Below are 2,729 nucleotides of genomic sequence, written 5' to 3' on the forward strand. Positions count from 1 at the left end.
AAGCGCGTTACAGCGTTGTTTCAAACTGTCTAACTTTGCGGAGTAGAGGTTAGTGTCGTCTGTGTTTGCGAGTTCTTTGAGATTCGCGAGTAAACCAGAGAGTTGAAGCTTTTGTTGTTCGACTTGTTTTTTGTGTTCACGAATATGGCTTAATTTACTCTTTGCAATTTGAAAGACTTTTTTGTCTTTTGATCGCGCTGTTTCAATAACTTTATCAAGGCATTCTTCAGATTCGATTAGCTCGGTGGCAGCTTGTCTTAGTCGACTTAGCTTCGCTTGTTGTGCGATGAGGATGAGCGCCTCCTCATCTTGAATGCGTGCAAGGCTATTTAGGAATTCATCTGGAGATTCAGTGGCGATTATAATTTGCGCCAAAAAGGTTTTGTCTTCGATGAGGTCAAATAGGCTAAGGCCTAAAGATTCACTGAGCTTTGTTAAATGTTCAACCGCAGCGGGTTTGTCCGCATTGTTTAACTTCGCGTAGAGTACAATAACGCGCGCTGGATCGCTTGTTTTACTCAGTGCTGCTTGTCTTACAGAAGGGTTTTCATCATTTAAGAGCAGAGATTCGATAATCTCACGTTGCTCATTGTTATTTGGATCAAGTTGCTGCAGAGCTTCTAATCGAACTTCGGCAGATTTGTTTTGCCATTTTGGTTTAAAAAGCTTGGATAAGAAATTAGCCATGTCGTGCCTGTATTCTTGGAACGTAGCAGTTGCCTGCCACGGTAGTCTTTGTTGTTAGATGATATTTTTGTTCTTGTTGAGCAAAAAGTAATCGGAGTAGTTTAACCTTGAAATTGCTAGCAAAGAAGTGTTTATTCGACGCTTGTTGTTAGGTGATGCATAAAGTGTGATGAGTGTGTATGAGTGAGCAAGCTGAGCTGCTGCAAAAACTAAAAAACAAAGCCGTTGATTTGTTAGCGAGGCGTGAATATGCAATTCACGAGTTGAGAGATAAGCTCTTACGGAATTTAGATGAGGACGAACAAGTCCTCGTTGATGATGTGATCGAGCAAATGATCGAAGCAGGCTACTTATGTGAGCAACGTTATGCGGATATGTTGCTGCGATCACGTGTTATAAAGGGCTACGGTGCGGCGCGGGTGAGGCAAGAGCTCGCAGTGCAAAAAGTCGATTCTGAAGCTGTGATGCTTGCGTTTGAACGTGATGATACAGATTGGTTTGAACTCGCCAAGCATACGCGACAGCGTAAGTTTGGTGATTGGGATCGCGCTTTTGACTTAAAGCAAAAAGCGAAGCAGCAACGCTACTTATATAGTCGCGGTTTCAGCAGTGATCAGGTCAATTATGCCTTTGAGCTAGATGAGTGAATTACTTTTTGAGGTGAGGCTTAATTATCTCGTATAGCTCTGGCCTGTTTTCGGCTATTTCTTCATGACTCAAACCTTCAAGCGAGTGCGGATATTTAAGCCATTCTTCGGTTTTATGTAAAAAGTAATCTGGCACAATATCAGTTTGATTACGTGTAGGCTTGTAATACGGTACGGCCACTTTTATTTCTTGCGGCGTATTTCTTCTGGCGTGAGTTTCAAGATGTTCAATTACCGCTTTAATGGTATGCCCTGTATCAAATACGTCATCGACGATTAATAAGCGGTCCGTATGTTTCACGTGTTTGATGAGATAGCTCATGCCGTGAATGCGAATCTCATTTGAGCGACCATCAATGGCAGCTGCGTAGGAAGAGGTTCGAATGGCGATATGATCTGTTTCAATTCCGTGATACTCAAGCAGCTCTTGTACTGCTGTCCCAATCGGTGTTCCGCCTCGCCATAGTGCAATAATAATGCTTGGTTTGAAGCCTGAGTCTAGAATTTGCGTGCCTAAACGGAACGAATCTTCTAGTAATTGTTGTGCGCCAATGTAGGTTTTAAGAGTCACCGATTGAATCCCAGTATGCTCAGTATAAGTGGCTTGATTATTTACTTTTTCAAAAACATTTTGCAAGCTGAGTATCGTATATCGAGTATAAATAGGATGGGTAAAATGGCCGGGCTAGAACAGCAGAAGCAAGCGAAAAAACGATATGTCGAAGAGCAGTCGTTGGTGGAAGATAGCTATCGTTTGGCGGTCAAAATATATGAAAGTGGTTTTCGTCCAGACTTTATTGTCGGTATTTGGCGTGGCGGGTCGACAGTAGGTATTTATGTGCAAGAGTGTCTACAAACGCTGGGGGTAGAAACAGATCATATCGCTATTCGAACGTCATACCGCGGCATGGAACAATACTTTGAAGAGTTAGAGGGCAATCAGGGTATTCGTGTTCATGGTATTCAATATCTGCTTGAGAATATGAATTACGACGACAAACTGTTGATTGTCGATGATGTGTTCAGTACTGGGCGCCATATCGATGCGGTCATTCAGCGTTTATCAAGTAAAGCTAAACGCAACATGCCTGACGATACACGTATTGCGATGCCATATTTCAAAGAGGGCTTATCTGAGACTGGCCGGAAGCCAGACTACTTTCTCCATAAAACGCAAGACTGGTTGGTGTTGCCGTATGAGTTAACCGGTCTAACCCTCGAAGAGATTGAACAAAACAAACCTTGGGTGAAGCCTTTCTTACGCCCGGACCTGTAGTATCGAGATCGTTAGTGTGAGAGCTCATTTGCTGTCTTCGGGAGTGTTTCTCGCTGAAGTGAACTCGCCTTCAAAGAAAGATTCGAGCAAGGCATGCTTGTCGATTCCGTAAGTGAGTT

Annotated in this window: 4 protein-coding genes; 2 read left to right on the forward strand and 2 right to left on the reverse strand. The window is 43.1% G+C overall.

Annotation, left to right across the window (positions count from 1 at the left end; genetic code table 11):
• The coding region (locus A3739_RS02050) for a hypothetical protein (RefSeq protein WP_156502260.1) at positions 1–687 on the reverse strand (687 nt) is incomplete at its 3' end.
• A gap of 179 nt (positions 688–866) precedes the next feature.
• Between A3739_RS02050 and A3739_RS02055 the strand changes: the two genes are divergently transcribed.
• Entirely contained in the window at positions 867–1,334 is a 468-nt protein-coding gene (locus A3739_RS02055; RefSeq protein ID WP_068476167.1) for a regulatory protein RecX, read from the forward strand.
• A gap of 1 nt (position 1,335) precedes the next feature.
• Here A3739_RS02055 and A3739_RS02060 read toward each other — a convergent pair whose 3' ends face one another.
• On the reverse strand, positions 1,336–1,971 hold the full coding sequence (locus A3739_RS02060) for a phosphoribosyltransferase (RefSeq protein ID WP_369819785.1): 636 nt from the start codon (positions 1,969–1,971) through the stop codon (positions 1,336–1,338).
• A gap of 39 nt (positions 1,972–2,010) precedes the next feature.
• Here A3739_RS02060 and A3739_RS02065 point away from each other — a divergent pair, with 39 nt between their 5' ends.
• Positions 2,011–2,610 (forward strand): phosphoribosyltransferase, encoded by a 600-nt coding sequence (locus tag A3739_RS02065; protein ID WP_068476166.1) that lies wholly within the window; start codon positions 2,011–2,013, stop codon positions 2,608–2,610.
• The last annotated feature ends 119 nt before the right edge of the window (positions 2,611–2,729 follow it).

It is taken from the genome of Oleiphilus sp. HI0067 (assembly GCF_001635735.1).